The following is a 14,439-nucleotide window of genomic DNA, read 5'->3' on the forward strand; positions in this document are numbered from 1 at the left end:
GGCACTACCTTCAGGCGCGCAGGGCGCTTCGGACCTGCGCAAGCCAACCCGGCCGCATCTGATCGACACGATGGGTGAGACTGCGCCGCAGGAAATGCAGCCGTCGCCGCACATCCCAGCCGATATCGTTGCGGGACGTCAACGCCTGACGGAACCGCGCCATCTTCAGCGACTGCTGGTCTGCCGCGATCTTGTCGGGGTCGGAGTAGAACTGCGATATCTTCTCCGTGCCCATGCCCGCGGTTGCGAGCCAGCGCGGCGCATGTTCGGCGCAGAGACGCTCGACGTCCACCAGCAGACGGGCAACACCGGTTCCTGCGGCAGGACAGTTGGTCTGGAACGCATCGCCGATGAGGACTACGCCAGGCCGGAGGTGCCCTTCGACAACGGACAGGTCCATCACCCAATTCTGCACCCGGTCCGTCACGCGGAAATCGCCGAGGAAGGGCCGCAATCCCGGCAACAATCGCAGCAGCGTCGCCTCCGTGTCGCGGCGCAGCTCCCGCATGACCGGATCGGTCGGATCACGAAACATGAAGAGATTTGCCCGCATGCCGGCGCGCACGGGGAACAGGCTGAGATAGTCGACACCATCCGCCGTCCGCTCGCCATAGCAGGTCAGTGCCTCGAAATCGAACGGCGCGCCATCCCGGCGGGCGATCGTGAATCCGAACGATACCGAATGGCGCTCGGCCAGCACGTGCCGCTTGATGCCGAGCTTGTAGCCGAGCGCTCCCGCCATGCCCGTCGCCAGCACGACGAGCCGCGCCTCCAGGCGTCGTCCCGACGCAAGCGCAAGATGCTGGATATCGTCGCTACAGTCGATGGCGGTGACTTCGTCGACGATCAGGCTGGACGGGTCGGGCAACTGGCGGCGTGCCATCGCCACGAGATCGGCATAGGGAAGCCCGTAAGCCTGGCCGACGCTGACATCGACCACCCTGCCTTCCCTGACATTAAGCACGCGGTCGTATCGACAGGCAGCGCTCGCAAGACCATCGATGAAGCCGAGCTTGCGGAACATCTCGAGCTGCCGGCCGCCGATCTTCTCGACCCGAAATTCCTCCGGATGAACCGCACGCTTGTCCACCAGTGCGACACGATGCCCTGCCCGCGCAAGGACCGAAGCCGCAAGCGAGCCCGCCAGGCCGCCGCCGACGATCGCGATATCAGCCACAATCGTCGTGGCGATCGGCTCGGTCACGGTGCTGTCCGCCGTCATGGTTCAGGCTCCCACGGTTAACGGTGGTTCCTTGTGCAATTTTCCCGCCTGATGTCGCATCCCGGTGCCGAATGCGATCATTTCCGGCGATCGAGGTTAATGAATCCGGGATCCAATCCGGCGAGGAGACGACCGGCATGTGTCTTGCCCGGAGTTGCCCGACAAAGACCGGATCTTGGCAGCGTTACGGTCGAATGCATGGTCGCCTCTCACCGGAGCGGCATCACCTCGCGGTTCGACAAAGTCGGCTCTTGCTCGATCCGGGACAATTCGGACGAAGGTGTTTCACCATGACGCAGCGAGCATATCGTCAAGCGGAGCCGCGACCGACAGGCGCACGGAGGCACTCCATTAACACTCGTGGTTTTCCGGCATGCTAGGTTGTCCCCGATATCGGAACGTATCCCTTCAGGGGAGAGTTGCCCCTTAGACTTCCATGATCGAAACCATCATCCAGTTCATGCGGCGCGACGTGACACGCGGTGTTGCCGGAACCATCCTGCTCAAGGTTGGTAGCGGCGCGCTTGCGTTTGCATTGTTCTCGCTCGCGGCACGGACGATGTCGCCCGACGGGTTCGGCATCTTCGCAACCTGGCTTTCGGTTGCCCAGATCGCGGCCGTGGTGGGACTGGTCGGCCAGGAATCGCTGCTGGTACGATTCCTGAACGAGTATCACGTCGGGGACAGGCCCGACCTCACCAAAGGCGTGCTGCTATCGAGCCTGAAGATGTCCTCCGTCGCGATGCTCGTCGCGATCGCCGCCGTCGCACTGGCCGCGAGCTTGAGAGGCGATTGGTGGCTGCTGATCCTCGCGGTGTCGGCCTACACTGCCGTGAATGCCGGGTTGATGCTTGGCAGCCAGATCGCGCGCTCGCTGGTCAGCATTCTCATGGGCGAAGGCAACCGCGAATTCTTCTGGCGGGCGATCGTTGTGCTGTTCCTGCTCGTCATGTTGTTCGGTCATCGACGGCTCGACCCAGCCGAATTGATCGCCGTGATGACGATCGCGATGTCGGTAGGCCTTGGCGCCCAGATCATTGCGATTGCGCGGGCGCTGCCGGATTTCCGCGGCACGCCGGCGCGTTCCGAGACCTCGCGCTGGAGGTCGAGCGCGCTGCATTTCTGGGTCGCATCCATCCTGGAAGCGGCAAACCAGTATTTCGACGTCATTCTGGTCTACTGGCTGCTGGACCCGGCAACCGCCGGAATCTATTTCGCTGCGTCGCGCCTGGCCAACATCTTCGCCATGCTGTCAGCCGCGCTCTACAGCTTCGGCGCACGCCGGCTTCCGTCGTTGTACTTCAGCAAGAACCATCAGGAGTTCGAGCGAACGTTGCAGCTGATGGCGGAAGTGACCGCACTTTGTGTGATAGGCGGCCTCCTCCTGATCTGGATCGGCAGTCCCTATCTTCTCAGCCTGTTCGGGCCGCACTTCGCCGCGCAGCACTGGGTCCTGATCGTGCTCGCGATCGGAACGGCGATCCAGGCGGCAGGTGGTCCATCCGCGGCGATATTGCAGCTCACCGGCCATGAACGCATCTATGTGCCCGTCGTCGCGGCGAACGTGGCGCTGCGGCTGGCCGGATTTCTCGTCCTGATCCCCTGGCTCGGCGTGCTTGGCGCGGCGATCTCGGCGACCGTGTCGCTGGCGCTGGCGACCATCGCGCTCAACATTCTCTGCCGCCGGCGAACCGGGGTCGACCCTTCCATTCTGGTGCTTCTGCGTTTCTCGGCATCGAAACGCGGCAGCCTTGCGGTCCGCAGTGCCGACTCCGGCGATTAGCCGCCGATCAGCCGGCGAGGCCCAACACTTCGCCCCGACGCTGCGCCGACGATGGATCGGCGGTCACGCGGTTGACGACGATTCCGGTCGGCACGCCGCCGAAGCGGGAGAGCGCGGCCGTCACCCTGCGCATCGCGGCTGAATCGATCGCGTCCTCGCGCGCGACCAGCACAACCAGATCGGCGTGCGCGGCGAGCGCTGTCGCCTCCGGCTGCAGGGCCAGCGAGGTCGCGTGGACGACGATGAGATCGAACTCCGAACGGATATCCTCGGCTGGTGACAATTCGGGCCTCCTGCCGGCGCTCAAGAGCGCGTCGACACCGGGAAAGCTTGCCGTGGTCGTACCGTCCGCGTGCCCCCTGGCCTCTCCGGCCCCGGCACCGCCAAGGTCCGGCTCGACCCGGATCAGGACGCTCAGCTTCCCCTTGTTCACCGCCCATCGGTTCAGCGACCGCGCGACGGTGTTGCCTCCCGCACGTTTGCCGACCGACATCACGAGGACAACCTTGCCCCGCGCTGCCGGCAATTTCTCAAGTCTGTCGAGGAGCGGACGCAGATGGGGGCCGAGATCGAGTTCAGTCGTCCCGGACGCCGGACCTTGCCAGATGTTTCTGGGCGCAGCGCCAGGCACCAGATCGGGAATGCGGGCCCACACGGGCGGACGCGGCCACGCCGCAGGCTGGCGCGGTGCCGGATCGGGAGCGCGAACCTCTTCAACGATGTCGTCCGATCCGCGTCCCATGGCGACAACGACCGCCGTCGATGTCAGCAGCGATCCGATTGCAAGCGCGGCGAGCAGCAAAGGCAGCGGCGGAAGGGTCGAGCGCAGCGGCGGAACGGCCGCGGACGCAATCTTGGTCTGCGAGCTCTGCAACAGGCGCTGCTCATTCGTCGTCTTGGAGCGCGCCAGGAACTGCTCGTAGATGTTCCTGTTGGCTTCGGCGTCGCGCTGCAATTCCTGGAGCTTCACCAGCGCCTGACCGTCGACGAGGAGCTGCGATTCAGCCGCCTTCATCTGGTTCTCCAGCGCCTTCTGCTGATCGCGCTGGGCCTCGTATTCCGACTTGGCGGTATCGATGCCCTTGGCCCGCTCGACCTCGATCTGCCTGTTGAGGTCGTTCAGCTGGCTGTACGACATCACGAGGTCGGGATGGCGATCGCCGAACACCGCGCGCTTCTGCGCGATCTGATCGTTGAGCGCCGACCGTTGCGCGCGCAGCGCGCTCAGCAGATCCTGCTTGGCAGGCGCCTCGACATTCGCCTTCACGTCGCGCTGCGCCTGCTCAAAGCGCGCTTTCGCCTCTTCGGTCCGGGCGCGCGCGGCGGCAACCTGCTGCGACAGCTCGGTCACGCGCAATTGCTGGGTCGTGGAGTCCTTGCCGGCGTTGACGATCCTGTGGTCGAGCTTGAACGTGGCGACCGCGTCCTCCGAGGCCCTCAGCCGGTCATTCAATGTCTTGAGCCGGCTGCTCAGCCAGTCGGCCGCATCGTCGGTCGCCTCGGTGCGGTTGCGACTCTGGCCGGCGACGAACGCCTCCGCGATCGCGTTCGCATAGTAAGCCGCCCGCTCTGGACGGTTCGAGGTGAAGCGGATGGCGATGACATACGTCAATCCCCGCCGGGAGATGTCGAGGCGATTGCGAAATCGCTCGAGCAGTCGCGCGGGATCGGTGTGTCCGCCGGAAATGTCTTCGTCATCCTGAATCTTGAGCTGCTCGATCAGCGGCTTGAGGAAGCCGTCGGACTTCGCCACCTCGACCAGGCTCTGCAACGCGGCGCTGTCCTGCCCGATACCAGGCAGGACGTCCTGCTCCGTGGTCACGCGCTGCTCGCGGGGATCGACGACGACCAGCGCGGTCGCGGCAAATCGAACGGGAATGACGAGGAGAACGACGACGCCGAGGGCGAAGATCGCAAGCGCAAGCGTCAGGATGCGACGGGCGTTGTCCCTGACGAAGGAGAGCGCCCCCTGGGCGGTGAGCGCGCCGCCAGCACGCGCTGAGGCTCCGCCAGCTTCACCTTTCGATGCATTCCGAGTCTGCCACGACGCGGCGACACCGGTCGATCCGGAACTTGTCGGCTCTGCGCCGCGACCGAACGTCATGGATTTTACTCGGATTCAACTGGCGAACACTGTTCAGTGGCCTGCTCCACCGTAAATATCTATGGTTAATCGGCAGTTACCCGCTCTTCGCGCGATGATGACCAATTGGTTAACACGACCGCGTCACACGATCCGGGAACCACTGGCATTTGCCTGTGGTGATGCCGTTCCGAAGGCCCGCGCATTAACTCCGTTTGTTGCTAGTCGGTGTTCGCGCGATGCCCGCATGATAGGTAGCGGGTTAAAGAAGGTGAACGTTTCATTAGCGGGTCGGAAGCCGTGCTCCATTACCAACCAGGCGCAGAGCTGGGCGATGCACCGAAGCTGCCTTCGACGGCAACCGCACTCGCAGGACCGGACCGCGGTACGCTGAAGCCGCATGTGCTTCTCGTGCAAACCCAGGCGGAGAACGCAGGCGCGCAGGAGATATCGCGGCTGCTCGGCGCCGGCCTCACCGCGCGCGGCTATCGGGTCACTAACCTGTTCTTCTTCCGCAAATCGGAGTCGTTCGACGAGCCGCCGGATACGCTCTATTGCGCATCGCGCCGGCCGGGAAACCCGGTTGCGCTGCTGCGCATGCTGTGGAGGCTCGGCCGTCATATCAGGGCCACCCGGCCTGACGCCGTTCTGACGTTCCAGCATTTCGGCAACGTCATCGGTGCCGGCACATCGCGCCTCGTCTGCCGCGCGCCTATCGTCGCCAATCAGGTGTCATCCGCTCTGTCGATGAGCTGGCCGGTCCGCACCGCCGACATCGCCATGGGCAGCCTCGGCTTCTTCGACTGCATCACGCTCAACTCGCAGGCCATGCAGCGCGAATATTCGCGCTACCCCGCGGCTTACCGCTCGCGCATGGTGCATGTCCCGCACGGTTTTGACGACAAGGCCCTCACCCTGTCGAAGGACGTCGCACGGCAGAAATTCAACCTGCCGCCGGACCGCGTCCTGCTCGGCTGCGCCGCGCGGTTGCATCCGCACAAGCGGCTCGATGCGGCGATACGCCTGTTGCCGGATCAGCCATCATGGCATCTCGCGCTCGCCGGCCAGGGCGCCGACGAGGCCCGGCTGCGGCGGCTGGCGGACGAGTTGCACGTGTCGGACAGGCTGCATCTGCTCGGCGACATTGCCCCGCGCCGGATGGCGGAATTTCTCGCCTGTCTCGACGTCTTCGTGTTTCCGACCCAGGCCGAGACCTTTGGTCTTGCCGCCGTCGAGGCCGCGAATGCCGGCGTGCCCTCCGTCGTCACCGATCTTCCCGTGCTGCGCGAGGTGTTGTCCTTCGAAGGCAAGCCGACGGCCCTGTTCGTCGATGCAGCCGATCACGCAAAACTGTCTGCGGCGGTCTCCAGATTACTGACCGACCAAGCCCTGAGCGGTGAGCTGCGACAAAACGCCAAAGGCCTCAAGCTGCGCTATTCGGTAGAGGCCATGGTGGAGGAATACGTTCGAATTCTCGGCCAAGTCATTTGACCTGATACGTTTGGGATAGATCGGCTCGACATGATCATCGAGTTTCGCTGTGAACGTGACCATGCGCGGCAGTGGATGCGCCGCGAGACGCTGCCGGTTGGCGGCCGGGACGTTCCGGTGCAAATAGCATGGGTGGAAACAGCAGAGGAGCGGCCCGCCGGCCTCGACGCGCTGTTCGAGCTTGAACGCATGGTGTTGCGCAAGGGCAAACCTGCCGGCGCCGACACGCTGAAGATCATTCCGGAACAGACGCAGGCGCGCTCCGGCACGGCCGATGTGATCGTCGATTTCACGGCCGCTGCGCGGGACCCGAACTGTTCGGCTTCGCTGTATCTCCGCCCGCTGTTCAATGGAACCGCAGGCGAGAACGCCGCGCTCGCCACCATTCTCGCCGGCGACCTGCCGGTGATCGAGATCGTCAACGAGATCGACGGCGCCGTCCTCGACCGCGGCCATCCATCCAGTGAGATTGCAGCGGGCCTCAGCGGCGCACTCGAAACGGTGGCGGCACGAACCCTGACCATGGTGGCCGCCATTCTGTCGGGACAGCCGCGCATTGTGCCGCAGCTTTCGCGTTCTGCCGGCAACGCCGGCGGCCGTGGGCCGGTCGGCTTTGTCGCGCGCGGGCTTGCATTGTCGATCGCCAAGGAGATCTATCGCCTCTGCTGCTACGCGCCGCACTGGCATATCGGCTGGCGCTTCAATGACAATGCCGGCGTCTGGCAGACCGGAAACCTCTCGGGGCCGGACTGGAACGTCCTCGGCGATCCCGGCAACCATTTCTACGCCGACCCCTTCCCCATCACATGGCGAGGACGGACATTCGTCTTCTTCGAGGATCTCGATCACCGCGTCGGCAAGGGCATCATCTCGGCAATCGAGTTCGGCGACGCCGGGCCGGTCGGAAAGGTCGTGCCGGTGCTGGAAGAGCCCTGGCACCTCTCCTATCCGTTCCTGATCGAGGACGACGGCGAGTTGTGGATGATCCCGGAGAGCTCGCTCCACGGCGACGTCGCCCTCTACAAATGCGTTCGGTTTCCGGACAAATGGGAGCGGCACGCGACGCTGCTGTCGGGCCTCGAGCTCGCCGATGCGACGATCACGCGGCACAACGGCCTGCACTATCTGTTTGGCGCCTGGCGCGACGGAACCGGCGGCTATTCGGATTCGCTTGCGATCTACTACGCCGAGCACCTGCTCGGCCCCTGGCTGCCTCATGCCAGCAACCCCGTGCTGATCGATCGCGCGAGCACGCGACCGGCGGGGAATTTCGTCACCATCAACGACAGGCTGTGGCGCCCGGTACAGGATTGCGCCGACGGATATGGCGCCGCGCTCGGCCTTGCGGAAGTGATCGAACTGTCGCCGACGACGTTCAAGCAGGTCGTCCGCCACTCCCTCAGACCCGGACCGGCATGGCCCGGCAGAAAGCTGCACACGCTGAACCGCTGCGGCCGGCTCGAGGTGATCGACGGATCGCGCGTTCAACCCAAGACCCGCGCCTTCATGAATAAATTTCCATCCGCCGTCATGCCTGCGCGAACCAGTCCATATACCGCCTGCTGACACGCGAACCGCGTGGCCAACAAAAATCGGCAAAACAACCCTATGCACAGTAGAACCGCCGCGGCCCCCTTGCCGGCGGCGGTTCGGCGCAAGTCGAGCGCGGAGCTGGCTTAATCGGCCCGCAGGCGCAAAATTCGCGGCGGTCCTCCCGGCCCCTGCCTCCGCGGATCAGCAGCCACGGCAGATGACCAGCTTGCGGTCGATCTCCTCGTCCAGGCGTCGCAGCTCGGAATCGGCCGACGATGGTCCGGCGGCCAGCGGGATATCGCTTGGGCGCGGCTGCCGGTGACCAATCGGAGCCTGGAATCGTGCGGCCGCGTCACCGGCGGAAGCGATGCTGCGGACGGCCGTGCCCGCCATGGCTCCGGCACTTGCGCCATCCGGCAGGACGCCGAACAGGACCAGGGCGACGAGGGCAGCGAGACCACATCGGTTGGACATCATCATTCTCCTATCGCGATCGGGTTGGGTCGCTCCGAGGCGGGCAACCTGATGCGATGAGTAGAATGTTCCGGCTACGTGGCGGCTTCCCGCGCGCGATATTGCGTTACCGGTGCAACCGGCATGACGAACCGCACGAAAATCCCTACCCCGCCGCCACGATCCGTTTCGCTCTGTCACCGATCGCCGATGTCGCGAGGCATCGCGACAGCGCCACGGCGAGTTCGGCCGACATCAGCGGATGATGGACAAGCTCGGTCACGCCCGCGGTCGCAAGCAAGCGTGCAGCGAAATGATGCACCGAGGGGCTCGCGAGAATGATAGGGAGACGCGGCGCCGCGTCATGCAGCAAATAAGCCAGATCGAGCGATGAGCCTCCCGGCACGTGGCACACCAGCGCCACGTCGAAACGCATCGGCGCGGCGCGGCAGGCGGCTTCGGCCTCGGCCAGCACCGAGAACCCGACCGGCTCGTAGCCGAGCGCGGCGAGAATTTCCTCGTAACGCAACAACCGCTTGCGATCCGCTTCGAGCACCAGAACGGCTTCACCTGCGCCGCGGAGCGCAAGCGACGGAGCGTGCGGCACCGATATCGGCTCGCTCGACGATCCGCACGGCAGCCATATGTCGAAGCGTGTCCCGGCACCAGGCGTGCTCCGCACGGTCACGGCGCCGCCGTGTTGCTCGACGATCTCCCGAACCGTCGCAAGCCCGAGACCGTTGCCCTCCGAGCGCGTCGTGAAGAACGGCTCGAACACCTGCTCCAGCGTCGCTTCATCCATTCCCGGTCCCGGATCGGAGACCGAGATGATGGCGAAGCGACCCGACCGGAGCTCGGTCCGCCCGATCTGCACTGGCCGGATGACATCCCGTTCGGCGATCTGCAGATCGATGAAGCCGGGCTCTGCCATCGCTTGCGCGGCATTGTTGCAGAGATTGATGATGACCTGCTGCAATTGCGCCGGCTCACCCGATACGGTGACGCTTTCGGCGAGCTGGCTGACCATGAGCTGCACATGCGGGGGCAGCGATGCGGCGAGCAGCGCCTTGGTTTCCGCCACCAGAGTCCTGATGCAGATCCGCTCCTGTGGTCCCTGGTTGCGACGGCCGAAGGTCAGGATCTGGCCGACGAGTTCACGCGCCCGCTCGCCGGCGCGACGGATCTCCGCCAGGCTCGCCGCTGAGCGGCTTCCCGATCTGATGCCGGTGTCGGCGATCTCGACATAGCCGAGGATTGCACCAACGATATTGTTGAAGTTGTGGGCAATGCCGCTGGCGAAGGTGCCGATCGTCTCCATTCTCCGCGCCTGTTGCAGGCTCGCCTGCAACCTCTCCTTCTCCTGCTCGAGAACCACACGCCCCACGGCGTTTCCGATCGCATCAAACGCCGTACGGAAGAGCGCAAATTCGGCCCATTGGCTCAGCGCGGCAGCCTCCACCACGTCAAAGCCGAGAATGGCCGCCTGTCCCTCTCCCGATAGAGTCTTGATGCACAACCAGCCGCGAATACCGGCCTCGTCGAGGAGGTGCGCGAGATCTTCGGGATGCGATGGCCGGACCCTGGGAATGTAGATGATCGCATCCTCGCCGCCGTCAAACCGCTGAGCCAGATCGAGCGCCCGGCCCGGCCAGCTCTCGTCGAAGCGAACGCCCTCGCGAGCCCACCGGTAGGAATTATCGTTCTTTGCCGCCGACGGAGCGAAGTATGCCCTGTCCGCGCCGATGAAGCCGGCAAGTTCCTCGAGTGCGCTCTCGACATGGCCGCGGAGCCCATCACGATGCGTTTCGATGAAACGCATCGAGATGCTTGCAATCACGTGCTCGAAGGCGGCGCGACGGCGCAGGGCCTTGGCCCGTGCGCGCAACAGCAGACCGAAATACACGAGAGCGCCGAGCAACAGCAGCGACGTTAGATATTGCAACAAGCGGTTCTTGCGCGCCGCCACCCGGGCGGCGAGCTGGCGCTTGACGATCAGCGCATGGACGACATCCTGTTCGCGGTTACTGGCCTCGGCGACCAGCATTTTCAGAATGGCATCGACATCAGGGAGCAGGTCGTGGAGCAATTGGCCATGCGCAACGGCAGCATGGAGCAACTCGTTATCCTCGGACGCAATCTGCAGACGTGCAAGACTGTCCAACCGGGCCTGCAATTCACGCGCAGTGGCTTCGGACGTATCGAGCGTCAACTGCAACATGGCAGCCGCGAGCGCGGAGACGTCCGCCACCAGAGGCCTGTCGTTCGACGATGACAGTCTGGCGCTGAACAGACTGAAATAGGTGAAGGAATTCCGAAGCAGCGCGTTCTTGCTCTTGAACTGCTCGATCAATTCCTCCTGCCGGGCGGCGCGTGCGGCCAATACGTCGATCGCCGCAATTTGCTCCCTGTCCGTACCGGCGGCCTCGCGAAGCCGTACCAGCGCGGCGTCGTATGCGTCCATCATCTCGACGAGGCCATCATAGTTCCGTGACAGACCCGCGCGCGACGTCAGTACCTCCCGACTCATGCCCCGCTCGAACCGGGTGAAGTCGGCGAGCGCCTGCGTTTGACGGTCGTAGCGGTCCGAGTTCAAGTTCAGGCCGTTGAGCAGAAGCCAGGTCAGCAGCGCGAGCAGAAACGTCACGCCGACCGTGGCGGGAGCGACCTTCATGGCTCACCTCCGACTTGAGCACCACGGTATTGTCCGGTCAGACTGTGAAGAAAGGCGACGATCGCCTTCACCTGCGAATCGGTCAGCGTCGCGTTCAATTGCGACTTCCCCATCTTGCGAACCGCGTCGTCGAGCGTCGGCGCGCTGCCGTCATGGAAGTAAGGCGCGGTCGTCGCGACATTGCGCAGGCTGGGCACGCGCAGAATGACGGGATCTGGAGAGGCCAGAGGATAAAATATGCCGTGACGCTGAAACAGGTTTCCACCGATATTGACACCCTGATGGCACGAGGCACAGCCGAGGGATTTGAACTCGCGGTAACCGTTCAATTCCTCCGGGCTCAGCGCGGTCTTGTCGCCCGCGAGCCAGCGGTCGAACCTGCTGCCGGGCGTCACCAGCGTCTTTTCAAAGCTCGCAAGGGCGTCGACGATATCGCCGGCGTCCGGACCGCGACCATAGGCGGCCAGAAAGCCGACGCGCATCGCCGGATCCAGGTCGAGCTTCTCCGCGATCGCGGCCAGATTACTGCCCATGATCCGTGGGCTGACAAGCGACGCCGTGACGTCGGCCTCTACGCTGCGATATCTTCCGTCCCAGCCGAAACGAAAATTGTGGGTCGCGTTGAACACAGTTAGCGTGTTGAGCGGCAGCTCCTTGCCGTCCAGACCGATGTCGCGCCGCTTCGTGCTGGCACCGTTGGTGCCGATATCGTGGCACGACGAGCAGCTTCTCGAATTGTCGCGCGACAGGCGGGCATCGCTGAACAGACGCTCACCCAGCTTGACCTTGCGTGGATCAAGCGCAGGAGCGGACGGCATGGGTGTAATCGGCTCGTCTCCACCGTGCCAGTGAAGCCGCACCGGGGGAGCTGGTTGTGGCGGCGCCTGAGAGGGCTGCAGCCCGCTGAGGACCAGCACACAGATCGCGACGACGTGGCGCCGACGCAGGAAGTCAAGCACGATGCTGGTCGGGGCAAATCCGGACACTGATCGTCACATAGGCGTCGTCATATATTTCAGCAACGTGTGGCCGCGGCCGATTGCACCCGTAACCTTCAAGTCTTCTTGATCGATGCAGCGGCGCATCTCCGCCGCATCGATCAGCTGCCTCATCCGGCCGTACATTATCGAGCCGGCGCTGAGGCCGCGCGAGATGAGGACACGAGCAAGCGCGTGGTAAAAATCAAATCCGGCGATTGTGCAATAGATCGCGTCAGCAATCACGGCAGTACCTCACCATCCGCTCGATATCCGCCCGCCCGCGGATGCCGATATCCAGCAAGGTCCTATCGTCGTATTCCGCGAGGGCCTTGACCGCCCGTCTGACCTCGCGCTCGTTGCGCCAGCGCGTCCAAAACGCCACGACAGTCTCCCCGAGCCCGGCGATCCAGTCCGCGTTGCGACGCGGAGGCTGCTCCGCCCAGGCGGCAAGCCCCGGCACGATCACGTTAGAATCGCTCAAGGCTTGTGAAGCGCGCCGCTCGTAGATCATCGCCGGCTGACGGCTTGCAGCGACGTGCGCCCGGTGCGCATCTGCGCGGGCCGATGCCTCATCGATGGAAAACGTCGCGCTCGGATGCAGCGACGCGCCGTAGAGCGCAAAGCCCTCCATGAGAAACGCCATTGCCGTCCACCACCATCCGCTGGTCGCGCTATCCATCTCCACGAACGGCACCGCAGGCGGCGGCGCCGCGTATTCCGGTCTGTCCGATGCGGCACCGGCGCCCCTGCCGCGGCCACGACCGCCCGGTACATCGAAGCCGCGCGGGGCTCGGCCGGCCCGTATATCGGGGGGCTGAACCATCCGATTCGTGACTGATGGGAGCTGCTGTTTCAGCATGGGGAAATTCTCCTGCGCGATGTTTGCAGAAGTGATCCTGGGGCTGCCCCGTTACGCGACCATCACCGTCAAGCCGAAAACGGTTACAGCTGCAGTCTGGCGCCACCACGTTTCCACGCCGCGATTAGAACGGTTCTACCGCGAGCGTGAAGACGTAACCGACGCCCCGCTCGGTCTGGATGATGCGCGGCGCGCTCGGGTCGGTCTCCAGTTTGCGCCGCAGCCGCAGCACCTGAACATCGATGCTCCGGTCGAAGATATCTTCATGGATGCGGGTCGCCTGAAGCAGGTACTCGCGGCTCAGCGGGCGCTGCGGCGCTTCGAGAAAGGCCAGCAGCAGCGCATATTCGCCCTTGCTGAGGGGGACCTGCGCATTTCCCGAGTCCAGCAGCCGGCGGCCGCGGCGCTCGAGTCTCCAACCGTTGAAGCGATAGCCGCCGCGCTCGGGTTCACGCGCCCGCGCCGCCCGCCCCATCTCCTGACGCCGCAGCACGGCGCGGACGCGTGCCAGCAGCTCCCTCAGGCTGAATGGCTTGATGATGTAGTCGTCGGCGCCAAGCTCGAGACCGACGATGCGGTCGATCTCGTCGGGCCGGTGCCCGGTCGTGATGATGACGGGTACATCGGATTGGGCGCGAATTTCCCTGAGCATATCGAGACCATCGTCCTGGCCCAGGCGCAGATCGAGAATGATCAGACTGGGCTGCGCTCCCTCCAGATGTCGATGCAGTTCGGCCCGGTTGGAGGCGGCCCTGCTTGGTACGTTGTGTTCTTCCAGATATTTGATCACCATCTGCCGTAGGGTGGAGTCGTCATCGACGACGATGATATGGCCGACGTCTGCCAACATATTTGATCTCTCAAACTTGCCCCAGGAATTTGCCTCAAGCCAATCACGCTTGCTGCGCAATGTCGGGGTCTGAACACGCAATGGACCGCTTGCTCCAAAAGAAGCATGAAAATAGGCACCGTATCCGCCGACGGCGGCTTCGACCGCTCGAAATGAACAATCGCTTGCCGACAGCGTCTCTTGATATGTACGAGCGACGAACAAACACGTTCGCGATCATGAACGCAAAGTAGGTCATTTTTCCATCGCATTCCGCGGAATCTCCTAGACGTGAAGAATTGTGATCCACACCCTTTGCTACTTTAGAGAAGGGCCCGACTGTCGGGACTTGAACGAAATTTTCCCCATCGCGCGCCGTATTCGCCGATGACCGGACAACCGGCGGCCGGAATTACCGGACTGTTTCGGCGGTTGGGGGCAAGGGTTACAATTGTAACGTAGTGCGAATTCCGACGTGCCTGCGCATCTCGCCATCGCCACGGTGCGTTGCCGCCGTAACCATTTCGCAGTGGAC

At 63.9% G+C, this 14,439-nt stretch carries 11 protein-coding genes; 3 read left to right on the forward strand and 8 right to left on the reverse strand.

The window, feature by feature from the left end; genetic code table 11:
- Positions 1 to 10 precede the first annotated feature (10 nt).
- Positions 11 to 1,222, reverse strand: a complete 1,212-nt coding sequence (locus PMI42_RS27990; RefSeq protein WP_008140552.1) for an FAD-dependent oxidoreductase — start codon at positions 1,220 to 1,222, stop codon at positions 11 to 13.
- 436 nt (positions 1,223 to 1,658) lie between these two features.
- Here PMI42_RS27990 and PMI42_RS27995 point away from each other — a divergent pair, with 436 nt between their 5' ends.
- Positions 1,659 to 3,005 carry a lipopolysaccharide biosynthesis protein gene (locus PMI42_RS27995; protein WP_008140554.1) on the forward strand — a complete coding sequence of 449 codons (1,347 nt, stop codon included), beginning with the start codon at positions 1,659 to 1,661 and terminating at the stop codon, positions 3,003 to 3,005.
- A gap of 7 nt (positions 3,006 to 3,012) precedes the next feature.
- Here the strand turns inward: PMI42_RS27995 and PMI42_RS28000 are convergent, their stop codons facing one another.
- Positions 3,013 to 5,109, reverse strand: a complete 2,097-nt coding sequence (locus PMI42_RS28000; protein WP_008140557.1) for a GumC family protein — start codon at positions 5,107 to 5,109, stop codon at positions 3,013 to 3,015.
- 279 nt (positions 5,110 to 5,388) lie between these two features.
- Here PMI42_RS28000 and PMI42_RS28005 point away from each other — a divergent pair, with 279 nt between their 5' ends.
- Together PMI42_RS28005 and PMI42_RS28010 are read left to right on the forward strand one after the other, a co-directional pair.
- Complete coding sequence (locus tag PMI42_RS28005) at positions 5,389 to 6,579, forward strand: glycosyltransferase family 4 protein (RefSeq protein WP_008140561.1); 1,191 nt, start codon at positions 5,389 to 5,391, stop codon at positions 6,577 to 6,579.
- Positions 6,580 to 6,609: 30 nt separating this feature from the next.
- Positions 6,610 to 8,145 (forward strand): glucosamine inositolphosphorylceramide transferase family protein, encoded by a 1,536-nt coding sequence (locus PMI42_RS28010; protein ID WP_008140564.1) that lies wholly within the window; start codon positions 6,610 to 6,612, stop codon positions 8,143 to 8,145.
- Positions 8,146 to 8,313: 168 nt separating this feature from the next.
- On the opposite strand, the gene PMI42_RS28015 is transcribed toward PMI42_RS28010, so the two are convergent.
- From PMI42_RS28015 to PMI42_RS28040, 6 genes are all read right to left on the reverse strand, one after another.
- Complete coding sequence (locus PMI42_RS28015; protein WP_050994422.1) at positions 8,314 to 8,592, reverse strand: hypothetical protein; 279 nt, start codon at positions 8,590 to 8,592, stop codon at positions 8,314 to 8,316.
- Between the two features lie 139 nt (positions 8,593 to 8,731).
- Positions 8,732 to 11,236, reverse strand: a complete 2,505-nt coding sequence (locus PMI42_RS28020) for a two-component system VirA-like sensor kinase (protein ID WP_008140568.1) — start codon at positions 11,234 to 11,236, stop codon at positions 8,732 to 8,734.
- Positions 11,233 to 12,222 (reverse strand): cytochrome-c peroxidase, encoded by a 990-nt coding sequence (locus PMI42_RS28025; RefSeq protein WP_157195835.1) that lies wholly within the window; start codon positions 12,220 to 12,222, stop codon positions 11,233 to 11,235. The genes PMI42_RS28020 and PMI42_RS28025 overlap by 4 nt, the downstream gene beginning before the upstream one ends.
- Before the next feature lie 6 nt (positions 12,223 to 12,228).
- Positions 12,229 to 12,459 carry a hypothetical protein gene (locus tag PMI42_RS28030; protein WP_008140572.1) on the reverse strand — a complete coding sequence of 77 codons (231 nt, stop codon included), beginning with the start codon at positions 12,457 to 12,459 and terminating at the stop codon, positions 12,229 to 12,231.
- Complete coding sequence (locus tag PMI42_RS28035; RefSeq protein ID WP_008140574.1) at positions 12,449 to 13,075, reverse strand: DUF1127 domain-containing protein; 627 nt, start codon at positions 13,073 to 13,075, stop codon at positions 12,449 to 12,451. Before PMI42_RS28035 ends, PMI42_RS28030 begins: the two co-directional genes overlap by 11 nt.
- A gap of 124 nt (positions 13,076 to 13,199) precedes the next feature.
- Complete coding sequence (locus tag PMI42_RS28040; RefSeq protein ID WP_008140576.1) at positions 13,200 to 13,925, reverse strand: response regulator; 726 nt, start codon at positions 13,923 to 13,925, stop codon at positions 13,200 to 13,202.
- Between the last annotated feature and the right edge of the window lie 514 nt (positions 13,926 to 14,439).

The sequence above is a fragment of the Bradyrhizobium sp. YR681 genome (genome assembly GCF_000282615.1).
Classification (GTDB): Bacteria; Pseudomonadota; Alphaproteobacteria; order Rhizobiales; family Xanthobacteraceae; genus Bradyrhizobium.

Excerpts from the sequence above, each read along its gene's own strand:
- PMI42_RS27990 (WP_008140552.1), bottom strand. The coding sequence starts at position 1,222 with ATGACGGCGGACAGCACCGTGACCGAGCCGATCGCCACGACGATTGTG.
- PMI42_RS27995 (WP_008140554.1), top strand. The coding sequence starts at position 1,659 with ATGATCGAAACCATCATCCAGTTCATGCGGCGCGACGTGACACGCGGT.
- PMI42_RS28000 (WP_008140557.1), bottom strand. The coding sequence starts at position 5,109 with ATGACGTTCGGTCGCGGCGCAGAGCCGACAAGTTCCGGATCGACCGGT.
- PMI42_RS28010 (WP_008140564.1), top strand. The coding sequence starts at position 6,610 with ATGATCATCGAGTTTCGCTGTGAACGTGACCATGCGCGGCAGTGGATG.
- PMI42_RS28015 (WP_050994422.1), bottom strand. The coding sequence starts at position 8,592 with ATGATGATGTCCAACCGATGTGGTCTCGCTGCCCTCGTCGCCCTGGTC.
- PMI42_RS28020 (WP_008140568.1), bottom strand. The coding sequence starts at position 11,236 with ATGAAGGTCGCTCCCGCCACGGTCGGCGTGACGTTTCTGCTCGCGCTG.
- PMI42_RS28035 (WP_008140574.1), bottom strand. The coding sequence starts at position 13,075 with ATGCTGAAACAGCAGCTCCCATCAGTCACGAATCGGATGGTTCAGCCC.
- PMI42_RS28040 (WP_008140576.1), bottom strand. The coding sequence starts at position 13,925 with ATGTTGGCAGACGTCGGCCATATCATCGTCGTCGATGACGACTCCACC.